The sequence below is a fragment of the Roseibium hamelinense genome (assembly GCF_007830545.1).
GTDB classification, from domain to species: domain Bacteria; phylum Pseudomonadota; class Alphaproteobacteria; order Rhizobiales; family Stappiaceae; genus Roseibium; species Roseibium hamelinense.
The window spans coordinates 144496-163304 of the sequence record NZ_VLLF01000005.1; the positions used below are offsets into that span (position 1 = coordinate 144496).

The following is an 18809-nucleotide window of genomic DNA, read 5'->3' on the forward strand; positions in this document are numbered from 1 at the left end:
TGAAAACCCGGCTTTGGCCATCCAATGCCTGATGGTTTTTGCTTACGGCAAACTGTTCCAACATTGCCCAACCGGCACCTTTGGGTGTGAACTGGTCATTCAGGACGCACGCGCCATATTTACCGCATGACAGCAGAACATCGAACATGGATCAGGTGGGTGGGCATCCTGTCCGTTTTCCTGATTGCAGTTGGGATCGGCGCAATGGTGTTGTTTCAACGCGCGGCAACGGGCCTCGAACAGCCAGCCTACACGGTTGAGCAGTCGAGCGGCCAGATCGAAATCCGCCGCTATCAAGCCACTCCCGCGGCGGAGGTGACGGTTGAGGGCAGCCGGAGTGCCGCAACGCGCAAAGCTTTCGGCATCTTGTTCGACTACATCTCTGGGGCCAACCAGGGTAACGGAAAAATCGCGATGACTGCACCGGTGCGCCAGGCCCCGGACCCGCAGAAGATATCTATGACGGCCCCGGTCACACAGGCTCCGGCCGGCGCTGACGCGTGGCAGGTCGCATTCTTCTTGCCCTCTCAATATACTGTGGCGAGTGCCCCGAAACCTGACAACGAGCAGGTCCGAATTGTGTCGGTGCCGGGCGGCCGCGTTGCCGCAATCACCTTCTCGGGCCGTTGGACCGACCGCAACTTCGAAAAACATGCGGCGCAGCTTTCCACTTTTATTGGCATGAACGGTCTCACCGCAACCGGCGCTCCGGTCTATGCCTATTTCAACGATCCTTTCACACTTCCCCCGTTCCGCCGGAACGAGGTGCAGATCCCGATTGCCCCATAGTTCGCTGAAACGCGTTGCAGCCTCCAATCCGCTGCGTGACCTCGTGCGCCGCCAAGAGAAGTCAAAAATTCGCGCCCTTGCGTTCTGACCTGACGCTCGCAAGCTCGACCTGGCCCCTAACAGCTGCGCCATTTTTTGGAGGTATCGCGCATGCCTGCAGCTGCGCATGCGGATGAAACCGAGCGGTCTGGAACGTTACGTCAGCACACCGGCCAGCGGCATCGGACCCGGCGGATACCCGCGCGCGACAAAACCGCTACCCGTACAAAACTGATCGCACCGTTCAATACAATAAAGGCTGAAATATGCAGGGGTGACTTCAAGGCCTCGTGTGCACTATTAGTGTGTGCCACTCGGAACGCTTTGTATGTTTGCTTCTAACCGGCTCCAGTAAGGTCAAAGCCTTACGAGAAAAATGGTGGAGCCTAGGGGAATCGAACCCCTGACCTCTTCGCTGCCAGCGAAGCGCTCTCCCAGCTGAGCTAAGGCCCCTACCGTCATCAGCACGCTTATCTCGTGCACTGATGGAGGCGGAACATATCTATGCCGCCTCCATTGTTCAAGAGGAAAATTTCTGTTTCACGAGCTGGCGGTGTGGAAAACATGCGTGACTCGGAAACCCATTGAAAATCGGTAGCTTACCGATCTGTATCATCCTCATCTATCTCTACACGGATGCCCGGCACCGCCTCGTCGTCTTCATCTTCATCTTCGATGAAAACGTCATCTCCGCTGTCGGAGTCATCCTCAAGCTCCACGCCATCATCGTCGATATCCGGCACATCGTCGCCGGTACCTTCCGCTTCTGCGTCAGCTTCTTCCAGAGTGACAATTTCCGGAGCTGAGACATCATCTTCTTCTTCGTCGTCTTCCGCAGCAGCGGCTGCTGCCTTGGCAGCCTTCGCTGCACGCGATGTCATGACGATTTCAAACACCGTTCCGCATTTGGGACAGGTGATGGGATCCCGGTTCAAATCGTAATATTTGGCGCCGCAGCTCGGGCACAGCCGCTTTGTGCCAAGTTCAGGTTTTGCCACTGTGCTAACCCTTCGTCTTCATGGAGTGGGGCCCCATAGCCTTAACTAAGCCCCGGTGTCAAAGCCAAATCCGCAAAAATGTACGTCAGTCACGTTTTCTGCATGGTATGAAAAAAAATTCAAGCTCTATAGCAGATGACGCCTGTGCACCTGCGTGGTAGGGAAACGCCTCTTTTCTGTCTCAGCATGACGTAACATTGGACACCTTCATGTCGCATTCCGTTTCACCCTCTCCTCTGCGCTCAACCGCGTCAGGTCCGTTGAAAGGAGCCATTCGGGTTCCTGGCGATAAATCGATTTCCCATCGAGCCCTGATGTTTGGCGCACTTGCAGTCGGGCGGACCACAGCGACAGGCCTGTTGGAGTCGGAGGACGTTCTGGCGACAGCCGATGCTATGCGCGCAGTGGGCGCGATCATTGAAAAACAACAAGACGGCTCTTACGCGATCGACGGCGTCGGACTCGGGAACCTCCTAGAACCCGAGAGCGTAATTGATTTTGGCAATGCCGGAACAGGCGTTCGCCTGACGATGGGCATATTCGGAACCCATGACATAGCGGCGACCTTCGTGGGAGACGCTTCACTTTCAAAACGTCCTATGGGGCGGGTTCTCAACCCACTTCGCGAGATGGGCACCAGCGTGATCGCACGCTCGGGAGACCGATTGCCGGCAAGCATTCGCGGTGCAAAGCAGGCCCTTCCAATGACATACAGGGTGCCAATGGCTTCGGCGCAAGTGAAGTCTGCTGTTTTACTTGCCGGGCTCAATGCACCTGGCGAAACGACCGTCATCGAGCCGATCCCAACCCGCGATCACACGGAAAAGATGCTCGCAGGCTTTGGAGCAGACATTTCTGTGACCATCAATGAGGCTGGAGAGCGCGTCATCAAATTGCAAGGGCAACCTGAGCTTAAGCCTCAAGACATCGAAGTCCCAGGCGACCCCTCTTCGGCAGGCTTTCCGATCGTCGCCGCACTGATTGTTCCCGGATCTGACATCACGGTGGAAAACGTTCTCCTAAACGAACACCGCACCGGCCTGATCACAACCTTGGTTGAGATGGGCGGTGACATTCAGATTGTGAACAAACGGGTGTCCGGCGGGGAAGAGATCGGCGACATACTTGTCAAGGCCAGCCGGTTGCACGGGATTACGGTGCCGGCTGACCGCGCGCCCTCCATGATTGATGAATATCCCGTACTGGCTGTAGCGGCCGCATTTGCACAGGGCGACACCTTTATGCCCGGCCTTGAGGAACTGCGCGTGAAGGAATCCGACCGCTTGGCGGCGGTTGCGCGCGGCCTCGAGGCAAACAACGTGCCCTGTGTTGAAACCGAAGACACACTTACAGTAACAGGTGGGACGAACAACATCGGCGGTGGAACAGTGACCACGCACTTGGATCACCGCATCGCCATGTCCTTTTTGATCCTCGGCCTTGCAGCGCACAATCCGGTCACCGTCGACGACGGCGCCGTTATTGCGACAAGTTTCCCCAACTTCATCAACCTTTTTGAGGAAATGGGAGGAACAATTACCAAAACCGGAAGCGAGGCGGCATGATCATAGCGATTGACGGCCCGGCCGCCTCGGGCAAGGGAACCCTTGCGCGGCGCCTTGCAGAACATTTTGAAATCCGCCATCTCGACACCGGCCTGACATACCGGGCGGTTGCAGCAGCCCTTCTCGCAAAAGGGTTGCCGCTGGGGGATGAGGCCGTTGCCATTGAAATTGCGCAGAACCTGGATCTGGCCCACATGGATAAAGGCGTCCTTTCTGCCCACGAAATTGGCGAGGCAGCATCCCGAATTGCAGTCCTGGGCGGTCTGCGAAAGGAACTTGTATCGCTGCAAAAACGATTTGCGGAGACACCGCCAGGCGCTGTGTTGGACGGACGGGACATTGGCACCGTAGTGTGTCCCAATGCTGATGTGAAATTGTTCATCACCGCCTCTCCGGAAGCCCGGGCACGGCGAAGAACGGATGAAATGCTCTCGAATGGCAAGGAGGCAACCTACGCCTCGGTTCTGGATGATTTGAAGCGGCGGGACGAACGCGACAGCAACCGCGAGGTTGCGCCAATGACAAAAGCCTCAGATGCCCACTTGCTTGACACAACGGAAATGGATATAGAAACGGCGTTCCAGGCGGCTGTGGATATTGTGGCTAAAGCCTGCAAAAGCTAGATCTGAAAAGCTGATGCTGTGGGGTGCGGGAGACGTACCCCTTTCATGTTTGCGAAACAGACCAAAGCATCTTGCGCACATGGTGCACTCACCTGGAGCATGAACAGGGAACAGCGCTGCTTACCTGTGAATGGAATATGACTATCGATCATGGTGCTTTTGCCCCGCCGGCTTGCCTGATGCTGTTTTTTCAGCATGGGCAATCGGACCCAAATCTTCTGGGTCCCAAGAGCATTTACGATCGCAACGCAACACCAACCCGCCGGCGGCCTGCCAGGAATGGCACCAGGAGCTTGAATGTCTGAACTGAACCCCTCCACCGAGGATTTTGCAGCTCTTCTCGAAGAGTCTTTTGTCCAACACGATCTGTATGAAGGTGCAGTCGTTAAGGGCACTGTTGTCGCTATTGAAAAAGATCTTGCCGTCATCGATGTTGGCCTCAAGGTTGAAGGCCGCGTGCCGCTGAAGGAATTCGGCGCAAAAGGGCGCGATGGCGACATGAATGTCGGCGACGAAGTCGAAGTCTATCTTGAGCGCGTTGAAAACGCTCTCGGCGAAGCTGTTCTATCGCGCGAAAAAGCACGCCGCGAAGAAAGCTGGGTCCGTCTCGAAGTTGCTTTCGAAGCAAACGAAAAAGTCACTGGCCAGATCTTCAATCAGGTCAAAGGCGGCTTCACAGTCGATCTGGACGGTGCTGTTGCGTTCTTGCCGCGGTCACAGGTCGATATCCGGCCGGTTCGCGACGTCACACCGCTGATGCACACCCCGCAGCCTTTCCAGATCCTTAAAATGGATAAGCGCCGCGGCAACATCGTTGTGTCGCGCCGCGTGGTTCTCGAAGAAACACGTGCAGAACAGCGTTCGGAACTGGTCCAGAGCCTCGAAGAAGGCCAGACCGTTGAAGGCGTGGTCAAGAACATCACCGACTACGGTGCATTCGTCGATCTTGGCGGCATTGATGGCTTGCTGCACGTCACCGACATCGCGTGGCGCCGCATCAACCATCCGTCCGAAGTTCTCACCATTGGCCAGACCGTCAAGGTGCAGATCATCCGCGTCAACCAGGATACGCACCGCATCAGCCTGGGTATGAAGCAGCTCGAAACTGATCCCTGGGATGGTATCGAAGCGAAGTACCCGCTCGAAGCAAAGTTCAATGGCCGCGTGACAAACATCACCGACTATGGTGCATTCGTCGAACTGGAACCTGGCATCGAAGGCCTGATCCACGTTTCCGAAATGTCCTGGACCAAGAAGAACGTCCATCCGGGCAAGATCGTTTCTACTTCCCAGGAAGTCGAAGTGATGATCCTAGAAGTCGATCCGGTCAAACGCCGCATCTCTCTCGGCCTCAAGCAGACCCTGCAGAACCCGTGGGATGCATTTGCTGAGCAATACCCGGTCGGCACCGAAGTTGAGGGCGAAGTCAAGAACAAGACCGAATTCGGCTTGTTTATTGGCCTCGACGGTGACGTTGACGGCATGGTTCACCTTTCCGATCTGGATTGGAACCGTCCCGGCGAACAGGTTATCGACGAGTTCAAGAAGGGCGACATGGTCAAGGCTGTTGTCCTTGACGTCGACGTTGAAAAAGAACGCATCTCGCTCGGCATCAAGCAGCTTGGTGGTGACCCGATGGAATCCGGTGCAGCTGGTGAGTTGCGCAAAGGTGCCATCGTCACCTGCGAAGTCATCGAGATCAAGGATGGCGGTTTGGACGTCAAGATTGCAGACAGCGATCTGACGGCATTCATCCGCCGTGCCGATCTCTCACGCGACCGGGAAGATCAGCGTCCGGAGAAATTCTCCGTTGGCGACAAGTTCGATGCACGCATCACGCAGTTCGACAAGAAGACCCGCAAGGTCTCTGTGTCCATCAAGGCACTTGAGATTGCAGAAGAGAAAGAAGCCGTTGCTCAATACGGTTCCTCAGACAGCGGCGCGTCTCTTGGCGACATTCTTGGTGCAGCTTTGAAAAAAGCGGGCGAAGACGACTAAGTCGTATTATTCGCATACAACAATTGAAAGCCCGGCAACGCGCCGGGCTTTTTCTGTTTCAAATGCGCTGATCGGCTAAAGCCTTTACAATTCGGCATGACCCGTTAGGCTGCGCCGAGTCTAGAAAACCTACTAAAAGTCAGGGTTTCTTCAATTCAAATCCCCAAGACAGAATTGCGAGCAAAAATATGACCGAAGTCAAATCGGGGGACACGGTGCGTATCCATTACAAGGGCTCACTGACAGATGGCACGGTCTTCGATAGTTCGGAAGGCAGGGAGCCGCTGGAGTTCACTGTTGGATCCGGACAGATCATCCCGGGACTCGAGCAAGCTATGACCGGTATGAAGGTTGGCGAGTCTAAAACCGTTCAAATTGCTCCCGAGGACGCGTATGGACCTTTGCGTGAAGAAGCACTTCAGGAGGTGCCGCGCGCGCAGATGCCCGAAAATATTCCCCTTGAGGTCGGCACGCAGCTCCAAGTCCAGAACCCGGACGGTCAGGTCATGCCCGTGCGCATCTCGGCTGTTTCCGACGAAGCTGTGCTCTTGGATGCAAACCATCCCCTCGCTGGCCGAGAATTGGTATTTGACGTGTCGCTGGTCGAAATCGCTTAACGCAAGCCCAATACGCAGATTATGTGGTGCGCTGCGAGTGGTAGCGTACCGCATCACTGTGTACCCAAGGGACCATTGCGACGAGCGACCATATTTAAATACCTGAAATAATTAAAATACTGACCACAGCATTTGCAATTTCGCCACATGTATATCTATTAAAGAGCCCTGAGAATAATATGCGTGAGGAGTTCCACTCTGATGAGCCTTGATGCAGATGCCCTGGTGGATCGGCGCCGGATGCGCCGAAAACTTACGTTTTGGCGTGTTGCAGCCTTCGCTATTTTGGCTATCGCCTTGATTGCAGGCATCGCATACGCCGCTGGCATCGCCGGATTGTCGAAACGCTCTCCGCATGTGGCCCGCATTGCCGTAGAAGGCGTCATTGTCGACAACCGGGATCTGCTCGACATGATCGAAAAGATATCCGAGGCGAACGCCGTTGAAGGCGTGATCCTGTCTATCAATTCACCTGGCGGCAGCACCACCGGTGGCGAGGGCCTCTATGACGCGCTCAGGAAATTGTCGGATAAAAAACCACTCGTGGCCGAAATCCGGACCGTTGGTGCGTCTGCCGGCTACATGATAGCGCTGGCCTCCGACCATATTGTCGCGCGCTACAATTCGATAACAGGATCGATCGGCGTCCTGTTTCAATACGGCAACATCGAAAAACTGCTCGATACAGTTGGTGTCAGCATGGACGCCGTCAAAAGCGCTTCCCTCAAGGCGGAACCAGACTTTTATTCGGAAACCACGCCTGAAGCCCGCGCAGTGCTCGAACGGCTTGTAAACGACTCTTTCGACTGGTTCGTCGCCCTTGTCGCAGAGCGGAGACCATTCGACGACGCCAAGGCCCGTGAATTGGCCGACGGAAGCATCTATTCCGGCCATGCGGCAATGGAAAACGGATTGATTGATGCCATTGGCGGGGAAGACACGGCAATTGCCTGGCTAGAGAATGAGCGCAATGTGCCCAGGGATCTTCCAATCGTAACCTGGAGCCCCAGCGACGAAACGTCTGACCTGCCATTTGCCGCTTCCTTATCGCGCGCATTCGGCGAAGGAATCGCAAAAGGTATGTTTCCGGACCTGGAAAATGCTAAGGGGCTGATTTCGCGAGGTTTTGCGCTTGACGGTCTGGTGTCTGTTTGGCAGGCTCCGGTAACGGCAGATAATATCTCGAAAAATCCCGGGGGCGGCAATGATTAAGTCTGAACTGGTGCAGCATATTGCAGAGCAAAATCCGCACCTATACCAGCGAGACGTAGAAAACATTGTCAATGCCATCCTTGACGAGATTACCGAAGCTCTAATGCGGGGCGACCGGGTTGAACTGCGCGGCTTTGGCGCATTTTCGGTCAAAAACCGGCCCGCACGCGTGGGCCGCAACCCGCGCACCGGCCAAAAGGTCGACGTCGATGAGAAATTCGTGCCGTTTTTCAAAACCGGCAAGGAAATGCGTGAACGGCTCAACGGCGGTGTAGACCACGGCGAGGACTGAGTCGTAAGCTATCTGTGCTCGGGCGAGTCTAATGCCTGAAGGCGATGCTACCGCCCAGCACCCCTCATGCCCAGGTAGGCTGATCGCACATTCCGCGTGGAGGACATATTTGTGACCCGCTTTGTCAAAAACCTTATCCTGTTCGCAATCGCTGTGATCATCGTCCCGCTGGCTGTCGCAAACCGCCACACGGTGTCTTTGTCGCTAAACCCCTTCGATCCGCAGGATCCGAGGCTCACCGTGACGGATGTGCCTCTTTTCTGGATCATGTTTGGCTGCGTCTTGGTTGGCATTGTCTTTGGAGGCATCGGCGCCTGGGCAAAACAAGGACGCTGGCGAAAAGAAGCCCGTGTGAAGCGCCGTGAAGCCGATCAATGGCACAAGGAGGCCGATCAGCTGCGTGAACAGGCACAAGCATTGTCGCCATCTTCCTCGACAAATCGGGCGGGCCTCCCCGGACCGAATGATCGCAGAGCGGCCTAAGCATTCATGCGCGTCATTTCCGCAAAGGATATGGACGCTGTTCTGGAATGGCGCGGCCTAATTGAAACGCTTCGGCAGGCATATAGATCGCAAACCGTTTATCCGCCGCCGTCCCGCTTTGACATAGACCGTTCGCCGACAGGGCGGGGCTGTTTACAGATAAATCCGGCCTGGACGAACTTTACTGCGCAAGGACACACCGATCGCGGATATATCGGTCTGGGAGTTGACTTGGATCTACTGCAACAGGATGCCGCGTCTGTTGCTTCCGGCGTATACATGCTGTTTTCCGGCCGCACCGGAGCTCCTATTGCGTTGCTGGATGGTTCGTACATGAACCTGTGGCGTCAAGCCGGTATCCACGCCCTGGCCGCCAGCTATCTTGCACGCGAAGACATCAGCCGTCTGCTGATAATTGGCACCCACCCCTTGCTTGCCTATCTCCTGAGTGCATACGCCGAAATTCGGGACATCCGGTCCGTCCTGATTTACGGTGCCGATGACGCCTTGTGCCGCAGGTTGGCATCTCAACCAGCCCTGTCGCGCATGACTATCGGCACAGCCAATGACTTGAGCGAAACTGTGTCGGGCGCTGACATGATCACCGTCCTTCAAGGACCTGTCCCGGATATATCGCTGGAAAGCGTCGGCCCGGGACTCCACATCGACGTCATTGTCCCAGAGCTCGCCATACCGCAAGCTCTTAAGGAAGACGCGCGGATATTCATCAGTGACAACGTTTCGTCCGATGACACCGGGACTTTAGAAATTGCAGCCACTCTTCATGAATTGGCACAAGGCGACAAGGCCGGCAGACGGTTTTACAGCCAGCTCACCCTTTTTCAGTCCAGCAAGGCGTCCGGCCTTGCTGATCTTGCAACTGGTGGGCATATTTTTCTACGGACCTGAGCGGGTCCCGCAACGTATTGGCTAGTCCTGACGGTGGATTTGGCGGATCGGCTTGTGCCCCGGAAGGCGCCAGCCCCGCTGGATGGCGCCGCCCCGCAGGCTTAGTGCCAGCGCCCCCCCAACCAGGGCAGAAATCCAGCCACCTGCACCAACCGAAAATAGTGCTACATAGGTGCCTGCCCCGACAAACGCTGCGCTAACATAAATCTCCGGCTTGATGATTGCGGAGGATTCACGGGCTATCACATCACGTAGGACCCCGCCGAATGTCGCCGTTGCAACGCCCATCAATACAGCGACGAACACTGCATCTCCAACGCTCAAAGCCTTTGCTGCCCCCATAACCGAATAGGCAGATAACCCAACCGCGTCCGCCCATCTTAGTGGCTTTCCAAGCCGCTCGACGAAACCGCCAAAAAACCAGACAAATACGCTGACGCAAAAACACACAATAAGGTAACCGTCTCCACCAACCCAGAACACAGGCACTCCAAGGATCAGATCCCGTAAGGTCCCGCCCCCGATCCCGGTCAAGGTTGCAAAAAACAGAAATGCTATGAAGTCGAGACGTTTTCGGGAAGCGACAACCGCGCCTGAAAAGGCAAAGACAGCAACGCCGAGATAATCAAGAACCTGAAACAGCATCGCCGCCCCCCACAAAAAAAGCGCTTCCGCCACTCAGGCAGAAGCGCTTGTGATAAATTCAGCCTACTGTGTCTCAGGCGCTCTTATCAACTGTTTGCCCGGGGGCACTTTGTCCGGCAGGGCCATCACCCGTTGGAGTTTCTTTAGGGCCGCCTTTCGAAACGCCAACCATAGCCGGCCGCAAGACCCGCTCTCCGATGACGTACCCAGACTGGACCACTTGCACGACCGTATTGTTCGGGACCTCAGTGTTCGGCACCTCGAACATAGCCTGATGGAAGTTCGGATCGAATTTTTGTCCTTCAGGATCCAGCCTCTTGACGCCATTTTTTTCTAGCTGATTCAAGAGCTCGCGCTCAGTCATTTCGACGCCTTCGATGAGCGAGGCGATGCCAGCATCCGCATTTTTCCGATCCTCATCGGGCAGAAAATCAAGCGCCCGGCGCAAGTTGTCTGAAACCGTCAGCATGTCGCGGGCAAACCCTGCGACAGCATATTGCCGTGTGTCTTTCAGCTCTTTTTCCGTCCTGCGCCGGAGATTCTCCATCTCCGCGATAGCCCGAAGGGCGCGATCCTTGAGTTCGGCGTTTTCGGCCTGAAGGGCTTCTATCGGGTCGACTGCCGCATCTTCGCTGCCAGCTTCATCAGCTTCTGCTGCGTGAGCCGGATCTACGTCAGTCTGGTTGTCCTGGGTCGGTTTGGTTTCGTCACTCATATGCGATCCGTAACAATGTCAATCAGTGATTGCCGAGCAAAAAGCAGGAAGCTCGGACCGGTTGCGCAGTGCATACCCGATCCGAGCCACCGATGTAAACGTCAGGGTATACGCAGCTCAAAGTGCGCTTTTGATCCAATCGGCCAGCTTGCCCTTTGGTGCCGCACCAACCTGTGTTGCCATTGGTTCGCCGTCCTTGAAGAGAATCAACATTGGGATGGACCTGACGCCGTATTTCATTGCCATATCCTGGTTCTCATCGATGTTCAGCTTGGCAATTTTGACTTGACCATCAAGCTCTTCGGAAATCTCCTCGAGCGCAGGCGCGATCATCTTACAAGGGCCGCACCATTCAGCCCAGAAGTCGACAACAACCGGCTCTGATGACTTCAGCACGTCTGCTTCAAAGGACGCATCGGAGGTGTTTGTAGTAGCCATAGCAAGCTCACTTTCAATCTGACGCGGCACAGCCGCAATGGTTGGCTCGAACGTAGGTAGCCGGAAATGATCCGTCAAGCGCTGGTCCCGTCCGGCTGCAGAGTTCTGAACGTGTCATCAAGAATATCGGCAGGGATCGTCATAAGTCTCGGTATTGTGGTCCACAACAACGCGGCCTCTATTGCCTTGCCAGGATAAATCCGTTTGAGGAGTTCGCGGTAGACCGACAATTGTGCAAGGTATTCGAGACTGACTGCGGCCGCCGTTTCCGGAACAACTGCGTTTGTTTTGTAGTCGAAGACCGTCACCTTTTCCGCTTCGACCACCAGGCGGTCTATTTGCCCAGAAACCTGAATTTCCTTGCCCCCGGCTGAGGCAATCGTTCCGACAATCGGCACCTCAGGCCGTCCCCCGTCTTGGAACAACTTGGACAAAGCGTCGTTGCGCAAGATTTGCAGGACCTCATGCACCAAGTCATCCGCCTTGCTGGCAAAGACCTCAGGCAAGGCACTTGCAACAATTCTCTGGGCAGCACTCTCATGATCTTGGGCAGGCAGATCCGGTAGTATTTCCAGGAGCCGGTGGACGATCCGGCCGCGCTCCAGAGCCCAAGATGGTGACGAGCTGGTCATGCCAAGGCGCAGGGCGGGAGAAACCGGCTCAATCCCCTCTTTTTGCTCCATCGCCTCGAACGCTTTTGAGGGCTGCAGCCTTGTTCTGCGCTTCACGGGTGCGACTGGCGTGTTCAGCCAAACCGGCAACTCCGACGGACAGCCAGACCCCGACGTCTGTTCGACTGGCTTGGTTTCCGGATGCGGCACCTCACACTTTGTACGTTGCCAGCGCCAGCCGGTCACCGCACCCGTTTGGTCCACCAATTCTTCAGCCTCGGGAGCAAGTGCGGTGCGAACCATCGTGTGCCAGCACTGTTCATGCGCCCCGCGTTTAGGCTCCCACCCACATACCACAAGGCGATCCTCGGCCCGGGTTAGAGCGACATAGAGAAGACGCCGGTATTCCTCCTCGGTTCCCTGGCGGAGGTCTTGAAGCATATCGTCATGCCATCCTGTGCGCTCAGCCTTCGAAGGCAACCAGATCAGAGCAGGCGGACGGGCATCATCGTTGCCCCGCTTCATTGGGAGGAATGCAGGATCGTGCTGCGCAGAGAACGGGGCAGAGCCGGGGTCTACAAGGATAACGATTTTAGATTCCAGTCCTTTGGAACCGTGCACGGTCATGATGCGAACCATGCCCTTCGCGTTCGTCAACTCGCGCTTTATTTCCGCGGGCGCAGAGGCCATCCAAGCCAAAAACCCTTCAAGACCCGGTGTTCCCGCCTGCTCATAGCTGATGGTCAGAGTGAGGAACTCGTCCAGAACATCATCGACTTCATCGCCAAGCCGGGTCCGGAAGGCTCGGCGTCCGCCATCAGCGGACAACAACCTGGCATAAAATTCGAATGGCGGCATAAAATCAGCACCGGCGCGCCACTTCTCTATGGTCTCCCGGACGCTTTTCCAGAGCGGCGCCTGGCTGGACCTCTTTACAATTGATTGCCATAGCGTTCCGGCCCTGACGAGGTCGGGCCGGTCACGGGCCACGTCGAACAAATGCTCATCAGTCAAATCAAACAAGGGACTCTTGAGCACGCAGGCCAACGACAAGTCATCTTCGGGCAGGAGCAGAAACCGGCCCAACGCTACCAGGTCTTGCACCGCGATGTGATCAGTCAGAGTAAGACGATCGCTCCCGGCAGCTGGGATATTCTGCTGCTTCAACTCGCGGTTCAAGACGTCCACAAATGGACCTCGTTTGCGCAAGAGGATCATCACGTCCCCTGGCGCTGCAATGCCGTCTCGCATCCACCCTTTGATGGTCGCCGCGATGCGCCGGGCGACGCGGGTCATCGGGTTGCCTTTGCCTACATGGTCAACCGGCGTTCTCCAGTCTTCGGGCTCCTGAGTCTCTTCAACAACCTCCAAAGGCCAGATGTCGACAATGCCGGGATCTTTGCGGATCGCCTCATGGACCGGCGGCCGCGTTTCCTGTGACAAGCCGCGATGGACCTCTTCCGATAGAAAAACCTTGTCGACAGCTCCCAAGACATCCGGGGTTGAGCGAAACGACAGCTGAAGCTCTACAGAATGAAACTCCATATCGGCAGATTTGGCGCGGGTTTCAAAACTTCTACGCATTAAATCGAAGTAAGCAGGGACCGCGCCCTGAAAGGAGTAGATCGACTGCTTTTCGTCGCCCACAGCAAACAAAGTCCGGGTGCGCGCGTTCGCTCCCTCGCCTGTAAAGAACTCTTGGGCGAGGGAGGTTACCACTTCCCATTGACGCGGACTTGTATCCTGGGCCTCGTCCACAAGGATGTGATCAAGCCCCTGATCCATTTTGTACTGGACCCACTGCGACGCGTCTGACCGCGATAGCAAATGCGCGGTTTTGACCACAAGGTCCTCGAAATCGAGAAAACCGCGCGCAGCTTTCAACCGCTCATAGGAGCCAATCACCGCATGAGCGAGCCTTAGAACAGCCGAGCTCCCCTCGAACGTTACCAAGGCGCGCCGCTTTTCCAAAAGATCCATCAAACGCGCTTGTTCCGACACAAGCTGTTCGACGACATGGGGAAAAGCCTCTGCAACTTTCTTAGTTGCAAGGTTTTTTCGCGGTTCGTGTTTCGCCGTCAAAAAGATTGGCAGCCAGTGTGCCCGAAACACCTGATGATCCACCGCGCTGTTGGCTGCGGTGAGGGCATCAGCGCGCTCTATATCGGTTTTTGTTCCGGTCCGCAGCGCTTCGGCACAGGCGAGGCAGTTATGACCGATCAGATCGCTGCCTGTCCTGAAATGTTCATCGAAGGTCTTCAAAGACCTTGTAATGTCAATGTCGAGCTGTTGCGCAAGCACTGAAAGGGCCGTGTCCAGTCCACCGGCATCTATCAACCATCGTTGCAAAGCATCCCTGTTTTGAATGAGTTCTTCGAGCGCCTTCTGTGCACCGCCATCACTCATGAGATCGATGACCGTTCGGAGCGCCTCGCCCAGCACGCTTTCTGGGTCCGTTTCCGCGGCTTGCAACACTGCTGCGCGCGCGCCCTCCATCAGCTCGCCGGCGACACGGTCATCAAGAACAGTGAAGTGTCCGGCAACATTGGCTTCAAGCGGGAACTGGTGAAGCAACGCCTCGCAGAACCCATGGATAGTCTGAATCTTGAGGCCACCGGGCGTTTCCAAAGCGCGCGCAAACAGCTTGCGCGCCATGGCAAGACGGGCGCGGCCGGGCGCGGCGCCTTCGATATCCGTAAGTTCTGCTGCCAGCGTTGCGTCGTCCATCGCGACCCAACTTCCCAGTATCTTAAACACCCGGGTCGCCATCTCGGCGGCTGCAGCCTTGGTGAACGTCAACGCCAGAATGCGCGAAGGATCGGTCCCGTCGAGCAACAACCGTACGACACGGCGGGACAACACGAAGGTTTTGCCGGAACCGGCATTGGCACTCACCCAGGCCGAGGCTTTGGGGCGTGAGGCGACATCCTGACGCTCACGGGTCAGTTGAGGAACCTGCATTCGGCTTATTCCTCCTCTCCGCCACCGGCCGTCCACTCCTGAACACGCGCCAGATGATCATAAGTGCCGCCAACCTGCCGCTCTTGGAAGACCCGCGCTCTGGAGAGATAACCGGTTGTTTCATCGCCATAATACGCGATTAGCGATTCGAGACGGGCCCAAGCCTCTCCAATAAAATCGCCCAGATCTTTCTCTCTCGGGTTCCTCGGCAACTCCAGCAGCGGTTCGGCTCCGCCCTTCAGTTGCACATAAAGGAGTTCGGAAACGGTTTGCCCTGCGGGCAACCCGGAAAAACCGCCGCGCGACACCAAAGCTGCTTCCAGAGGCATTTGGGGCGCCAACAGACTTTCGACCTGCTTCAATGACGGCGCCTGACCCGTTTTGTAGTCGATGACAGCAACCGTCCCGTCGTCTTTTACATCGATCCGGTCGGCCCGGCCGCGCAACCGGAAAGAAAAGCCAGGCAGCGCAAGTTCCAGTCCGCCTCCCACTTCGAGGTGCCGAGTGCTGATACGAGGTGCACGCTTGGCCTCAAAGTCCACAAAAGCTTTTGCCACCCGTTCAAAGCGCGGCCACCAAAGGGCTCTGATCGCGGGAAAGGCGTCCAGCGGCCGGAACAACCGGTCGCCGATCTCAAGAAGCGCATCTACGGCCGTTTGATCGAATGGTCCGGGCCACTCCTTTAAAAACTTGGCAAGCGCGGCGTGAATCAGGATGCCCTTGTCGGCAGCGCCTGGAACGCCGCCTATCGGCTCAACCTCTTGAAGATCCAGCACATGGCGGGCGTAGATCGCATAAGGGTCCCGGATAAGGCGTTCAATTTCAGTCACCGACAAGCTGACCGGGCGGGCTTCTAAAGGTGGCACTGGAGACGGCCGTTCGGCCGGCCGGATCGGCGTGGCCGGCCGGTCAATTGCAGCGGCGTAGGCGCAATAGACTTGGCCCCGCTTTTCAAGCTGGGCTGTTACGTCCGGCCCCACCAAAGTTGTCAGTCTTTGGAGCAAGCGTGAAGCGACAGTCGGTGCGCCGTCAGCGCGAAGTGCCCGCGAAATCAAGACGCGTTTGCCGCCCATACACTGGACAAAATCGTGCGCTGCAGCGCCAATGCGCCGTTCGGGCGGATCCAGCCCTAGATCCTGTTTCATCAGCCGATTCAGCCAAGGATCGTTTCGTGTCCGCTGCGGCCAGGTGCCTTCGTTCAACCCAGCCAGGATAACGCAATCTGCCGTTTGCAGCCGTGCCTCCATCGGCCCGAGGATTTGAACACGCGGGTCACCAGGCAACCGCCGCCTGACAGAGCTGCCGGCCATAAGCGCCGGCAATACTGTCGGCCAATCCTCGACGGTCAAATCGAGACCGGCGTTTCCAGCTTCAAGCAGCCCGACAAAAAAGGCCGCGAGTGCATCCCCGGTTTCGCCGGCAAACAATTCGTCATGCGAGCTGTGCTCGTCTTCTGCAATCCGCTTTAGTGCGTCCAGGTTGGCCTCCGCCAACGCTGTCGCTGGCCGCTTGCCCTTGTCTGCGACCAGCCCTTCAAGCGGTGCCAGCGCCCTCTGCAACCGCACGATCAGGTCCTTCAGCACATCCCAGTCTGCCTCGTGGATCTTCTTCCAGCGCGGGACATGTGTTGCTGCCTCCGCTTCAAGCTTGGCTGCATCGACCGCCCGTAAAAGCCCGTTTGTGCCGGGATGCGGCATTGGCCCGCGCAGTACACCGCGTTCCAGTGCACGAGCGGCCGACCGGATGTCCTTGGCCGAAAGCCCTAATCTGCACAGCGGGTGCTTGAGTAAAGACAGGAGGTCAATCGGATTGCAGCCGTTCACTGCCAGCTTGGCAACCAGAAGTGTTAGGATACCCGGCGGGGTTTGATCCAATGGGCGGCCAGCACTGTCGTCAACCTGGATTTTCCAGCGCGCCAGTTCGGCGGCCACACGCCGCGTGAGCATCCGGTCCGGTGACACGAGCATGGCGGTTTCGCCGCGTTCAACCGCGTGCCGAAGTGCGATCGAGACCGCCAATGCCTCTTCGGTTTCATTTCGTGCCAGGATAACTCCAACATGCTCGAAAGCGGCCGGCACATTCGCGGCTGGGCTCGACTTGAAGGCATTCCAGCGATCAGATGTGTCGGCCGGGCGCATCGCTTCCGACACAATCCGGTCCCGGTCGCTCAGCGCCTTATCGGGCGGCTCGCCAAGACTGGCAACATCCGATCGGGATATATTTATCCGGCGAACCACTTGATTGAGGGAGTATTGCGGATGGGATGCTTGGGAGCTTGGTCGCTGAACCTGCCGGTCTTGTTCGCGATTGCCGGCACCATGTTCCGCAAGGAGGTTCCAAGACACTTCGTCCAGATGGAGGTCAAGGCCTGGGAAAACCAAAACACCCTGGGGCAATTTGGAAATGGATTTCAACAACTCTGCCGTTGCAGGGATAGACCCTGTTACACCCGCGACAATAACCGGCCCCCTGGGCGGTTGGGACACAAGCCTTTTCGCTGAACGCCGAATGAGGTCTGACCGGCGCTTTTTGGGATCCATCCTGCCGCGCTCGGCCAAAAACCCGGGCCATGCTTTATGCACGATCTCGAGAAACTCTAGCGTAACCTGCCAGTATCTTGCGTGATCCTCCGGTACCAATCCGGCCAAACCGGACCAATTGGCCTCTTCTGTTTCAATTTCGTCCATCAAGGCCAGAAGATCGCCAGCCAACCATGCAGCATCAGCCGGAGATGCCGGAACACCCAAAGGTTCGTCCGACCCGATTTGAAGCACTTCGCGCCGCAACGCGCTTTTCCAAGCCATGACAAGGCGTGTCATGGCCAGATGCCGCTCAATCGGTGCAATCGCGGGCGGCAACGGCTCGCCGTCACCCTCTAGAAAAAAAGCATCAAGGTCTTCGTCCGCATCGCCCACTGGCAAGATGCGAGGCAATAGCACAGGCTTGCCTTTGAATACCTCTTGAAACAGATCGGGGAGCTGGCGCGCCGCCCTTCGCGTCGGAAGATAGAGCGTTACGTCTGCCAGCAACAGGGGATCATCCAGCGGGCGAAAACCGTCGACCAGCGTTCCATCGACAAGGGTTTCAACCAGGCGCGGAAGGAATGGGACCGACGGCGGTATCGTGTAAATTGCTCTTCGCGCCTTGGGTTGACACATGCCTAGGCGGCGCTCTCACGAACCGCATATTCAGCCGCCAGGATCGCATCCGGCGTTCCAATATGCAGCCAAACACCTTCCATCTGCACGCCAAACAGGCGCTCCTGCTCGATAGCCCGGTCAAATAGCATATTCATGGAAAATGCGCCCTCTGGCGCGCGCTCGAAAAGCCTTGGATGCAGGATCGCGGCGCCCGCGTAGGCGAAGGGGGTGACACCGCGCTCCGGACGCCGGATCAGGCTTCCGTCGCGCGCCATCTGAAAATCGCCGCGGCCGCCATACCCGACCGCCCGAACCGTTTCTGCAACAAGCAGCAGCGCGTCCATCCGGCTTTCATCCCAGGTATCGATCATGTGTTCAAGATTTGGCTTTACGCCTTCAATCCAGTAGGCAGTGTCCGCGTTCAACTGGAAAAATGGCTCGTCTCCAAGCATGGGAAGCGCCTTCTTGATCCCTCCGCCAGTATCAAGAAGCATGTGGCGTTCGTCTGAAATCATGATGTCCATGTCGGCCCTGCGGCGAACATGCACTTCCACCAAGTCAGCAAGATAGTGAACATTGACCACGCAACGCTTCACCCCTGCGTGCACGAGACGGTCGAGGCCATGGTCGATCAACGACTTGCCATTGACTTCAATCAACGGTTTGGGCGTCGTTGCCGTGATCGGGCGCATGCGCTTGCCCCGGCCAGCCGCCAGGATCATGGCGCTTTGAGGACGAAACTGTTTTGACATCACCACCTTGGCCAATTCTACT

The 18809-nt window shown here is 56.7% G+C and carries 16 protein-coding genes and 1 tRNA gene; 9 read left to right on the forward strand and 8 right to left on the reverse strand.

Features of this window, described 5'->3' with window-relative positions; genetic code table 11:
- Window positions 1-159: 159 nt before the first annotated feature.
- Entirely contained in the window at window positions 160-789 is a 630-nt protein-coding gene (locus tag JM93_RS11725; RefSeq protein WP_208995132.1) for an SOUL family heme-binding protein, read from the forward strand.
- A gap of 416 nt (window positions 790-1205) precedes the next feature.
- Here JM93_RS11725 and JM93_RS11730 read toward each other — a convergent pair.
- Together JM93_RS11730 and JM93_RS11735 are read right to left on the reverse strand one after the other, a co-directional pair.
- A tRNA-Ala gene (locus tag JM93_RS11730) sits at window positions 1206-1281 on the reverse strand.
- Between the two features lie 146 nt (window positions 1282-1427).
- Entirely contained in the window at window positions 1428-1826 is a 399-nt protein-coding gene (locus tag JM93_RS11735) for a TIGR02300 family protein (RefSeq protein ID WP_145343543.1), read from the reverse strand.
- A 209-nt stretch (window positions 1827-2035) separates the two neighbouring features.
- Here JM93_RS11735 and aroA point away from each other — a divergent pair, with 209 nt between their 5' ends.
- The 8 genes from aroA (at window position 2036) to JM93_RS11775 (ending at window position 9525) form a co-directional block, all read left to right on the forward strand.
- Entirely contained in the window at window positions 2036-3391 is a 1356-nt protein-coding gene (gene aroA, locus JM93_RS11740; protein WP_145343545.1) for a 3-phosphoshikimate 1-carboxyvinyltransferase, read from the forward strand.
- Window positions 3388-4014: a (d)CMP kinase gene (gene cmk / locus JM93_RS11745; protein WP_145343547.1), complete on the forward strand. Its 627-nt coding sequence runs from the start codon at window positions 3388-3390 to the stop codon at window positions 4012-4014. The genes aroA and cmk overlap by 4 nt, the downstream gene beginning before the upstream one ends.
- A 297-nt stretch (window positions 4015-4311) precedes the next feature.
- A complete protein-coding gene (gene rpsA, locus JM93_RS11750) occupies window positions 4312-6012 on the forward strand; it encodes a 30S ribosomal protein S1 (RefSeq protein WP_145343549.1) in 1701 nt (566 codons plus the stop codon).
- 188 nt (window positions 6013-6200) lie between these two features.
- Entirely contained in the window at window positions 6201-6629 is a 429-nt protein-coding gene (locus JM93_RS11755; RefSeq protein WP_145343551.1) for an FKBP-type peptidyl-prolyl cis-trans isomerase, read from the forward strand.
- 201 nt (window positions 6630-6830) lie between these two features.
- A complete protein-coding gene (sppA, locus tag JM93_RS11760; protein ID WP_145343553.1) occupies window positions 6831-7841 on the forward strand; it encodes a signal peptide peptidase SppA in 1011 nt (336 codons plus the stop codon).
- Window positions 7834-8133, forward strand: a complete 300-nt coding sequence (locus JM93_RS11765) for an integration host factor subunit beta (protein WP_145343555.1) — start codon at window positions 7834-7836, stop codon at window positions 8131-8133. Before sppA ends, JM93_RS11765 begins: the two co-directional genes overlap by 8 nt.
- 111 nt (window positions 8134-8244) lie before the next feature.
- Window positions 8245-8616 (forward strand): LapA family protein, encoded by a 372-nt coding sequence (locus tag JM93_RS11770; RefSeq protein WP_145343557.1) that lies wholly within the window; start codon window positions 8245-8247, stop codon window positions 8614-8616.
- A 231-nt stretch (window positions 8617-8847) separates the two neighbouring features.
- On the forward strand, window positions 8848-9525 hold the full coding sequence (locus JM93_RS11775; protein ID WP_170230631.1) for an ornithine cyclodeaminase: 678 nt from the start codon (window positions 8848-8850) through the stop codon (window positions 9523-9525).
- Between the two features lie 21 nt (window positions 9526-9546).
- Here JM93_RS11775 and JM93_RS11780 read toward each other — a convergent pair whose 3' ends face one another.
- The 6 genes from JM93_RS11780 to JM93_RS11805 all read right to left on the reverse strand — a co-directional run bounded on the left by JM93_RS11780 (window position 9547) and on the right by JM93_RS11805 (window position 18787).
- Window positions 9547-10170, reverse strand: a complete 624-nt coding sequence (locus JM93_RS11780) for a trimeric intracellular cation channel family protein (protein WP_145343561.1) — start codon at window positions 10168-10170, stop codon at window positions 9547-9549.
- 73 nt (window positions 10171-10243) lie between these two features.
- The gene (gene grpE, locus JM93_RS11785; RefSeq protein ID WP_145343563.1) at window positions 10244-10885 is read right to left on the reverse strand and encodes a nucleotide exchange factor GrpE; all 642 of its coding nucleotides are present in this window, start codon (window positions 10883-10885) and stop codon (window positions 10244-10246) included.
- 117 nt (window positions 10886-11002) lie between these two features.
- Window positions 11003-11323 carry a thioredoxin gene (gene trxA / locus JM93_RS11790; protein WP_145343907.1) on the reverse strand — a complete coding sequence of 107 codons (321 nt, stop codon included), beginning with the start codon at window positions 11321-11323 and terminating at the stop codon, window positions 11003-11005.
- 74 nt (window positions 11324-11397) lie between these two features.
- Window positions 11398-14895: a double-strand break repair helicase AddA gene (addA, locus tag JM93_RS11795; RefSeq protein ID WP_145343566.1), complete on the reverse strand. Its 3498-nt coding sequence runs from the start codon at window positions 14893-14895 to the stop codon at window positions 11398-11400.
- Between the two features lie 5 nt (window positions 14896-14900).
- Entirely contained in the window at window positions 14901-18053 is a 3153-nt protein-coding gene (gene addB / locus JM93_RS11800; protein WP_145343568.1) for a double-strand break repair protein AddB, read from the reverse strand.
- A gap of 2 nt (window positions 18054-18055) precedes the next feature.
- Window positions 18056-18787: a nucleotidyltransferase family protein gene (locus tag JM93_RS11805; RefSeq protein WP_145343570.1), complete on the reverse strand. Its 732-nt coding sequence runs from the start codon at window positions 18785-18787 to the stop codon at window positions 18056-18058.
- Between the last annotated feature and the right edge of the window lie 22 nt (window positions 18788-18809).

Coding starts and splice junctions, on each gene's coding strand:
- trxA (WP_145343907.1), bottom strand. CDS start 11,323: ATGGCTACTACAAACACCTCCGATGCGTCCTTTGAAGCAGACGTGCTG.
- addB (WP_145343568.1), bottom strand. CDS start 18,053: ATGTGTCAACCCAAGGCGCGAAGAGCAATTTACACGATACCGCCGTCG.
- addA (WP_145343566.1), bottom strand. CDS start 14,895: ATGCAGGTTCCTCAACTGACCCGTGAGCGTCAGGATGTCGCCTCACGC.
- JM93_RS11755 (WP_145343551.1), top strand. CDS start 6,201: ATGACCGAAGTCAAATCGGGGGACACGGTGCGTATCCATTACAAGGGC.
- aroA (WP_145343545.1), top strand. CDS start 2,036: ATGTCGCATTCCGTTTCACCCTCTCCTCTGCGCTCAACCGCGTCAGGT.
- cmk (WP_145343547.1), top strand. CDS start 3,388: ATGATCATAGCGATTGACGGCCCGGCCGCCTCGGGCAAGGGAACCCTT.
- sppA (WP_145343553.1), top strand. CDS start 6,831: ATGAGCCTTGATGCAGATGCCCTGGTGGATCGGCGCCGGATGCGCCGA.
- rpsA (WP_145343549.1), top strand. CDS start 4,312: ATGTCTGAACTGAACCCCTCCACCGAGGATTTTGCAGCTCTTCTCGAA.
- JM93_RS11765 (WP_145343555.1), top strand. CDS start 7,834: ATGATTAAGTCTGAACTGGTGCAGCATATTGCAGAGCAAAATCCGCAC.
- JM93_RS11780 (WP_145343561.1), bottom strand. CDS start 10,170: ATGCTGTTTCAGGTTCTTGATTATCTCGGCGTTGCTGTCTTTGCCTTT.
- JM93_RS11805 (WP_145343570.1), bottom strand. CDS start 18,787: ATGTCAAAACAGTTTCGTCCTCAAAGCGCCATGATCCTGGCGGCTGGC.
- grpE (WP_145343563.1), bottom strand. CDS start 10,885: ATGAGTGACGAAACCAAACCGACCCAGGACAACCAGACTGACGTAGAT.